This window comes from Deinococcus pimensis DSM 21231, from assembly GCF_000519345.1.
Classification (GTDB): Bacteria; Deinococcota; Deinococci; order Deinococcales; family Deinococcaceae; genus Deinococcus_A; species Deinococcus_A pimensis.
Genome location: NZ_KI912638.1, coordinates 18,127 through 18,864 on the forward strand (window position 1 = coordinate 18,127; position 738 = coordinate 18,864).

The window sequence follows — 738 nt, forward strand, 5'->3', positions numbered from 1 at the left end:
GCGGCGCCCGTCCTGCGCGCCGCGGAACTCTACGAGGGCGCCGCGCCCGCCTTCCGGCGCGACTGGGAGGCGGCAAGGCGAGAGGGCGCCCTCCGGGCGCTCGTCATGACCTGCGCCGTGCTCGTCGTCGTCGGGCTCCTCGCGGCGTACGCGGCCGGGTACCTGCCCTGGCTGCGCCCACGCCTCTAGAACGGCCAGCGCCACGGGATCACCAGCATCGACACCACGAAGGTCAGCAGGGTCAGGCCGCTCCCCACCCGGATGAAGTCCACGAAGCGGTAGCGGCCCGGCCCGAACACCAGCATCGACGCGGGTTCCAGCGGCGTCACGAACGAGTTGCTCGCCGCGACCGTCACGCCGATCACGAAGGGACGCGGGTCGAAGCCCAGCTCGCGCGCCACGCCCACCGCGAGCGGCAGGATCACGAGGGCCGCCGCCTGGTTCGACATGGGCTGCGTCAGGGCCACCGTCAGCACGAAGAACGCCGCGAGGAGCCCGTACGGCCCGAGCGGCCTCGCGACGGACGCGATCCACCCCGTGACGGCCGCCGCCGCGCCGCTCTCCTCGAAGGCCGTGCCGAACGCGATCATGCAGGCCACCAGCACGATCACGGGCCACTCGATCGCGTCGTAGCCCTCCGTGGGGGAGAGCACGCGCAGCGCGAGCAGCACCGCCACCGCCGCGACGACGCACACCGCGAGCGGCAGGGGCGTCACCATGCTCGCGAGGATCGCGCCC

2 protein-coding genes are annotated in these 738 nt (G+C 73.7%); one reads left to right on the forward strand and one right to left on the reverse strand.

The window, feature by feature from the left end; genetic code table 11:
* The coding region (locus tag DEIPI_RS39430; RefSeq protein WP_027481724.1) for a hypothetical protein at positions 1-189 on the forward strand (189 nt) is incomplete at its 5' end.
* On the opposite strand, the gene DEIPI_RS0110265 is transcribed toward DEIPI_RS39430, so the two are convergent.
* Positions 186-738: SLC13 family permease (locus DEIPI_RS0110265; RefSeq protein WP_211238275.1), on the reverse strand; the 553-nt coding region annotated here is incomplete at its 5' end. The two genes, DEIPI_RS39430 and DEIPI_RS0110265, sit on opposite strands and share 4 nt — an antisense overlap.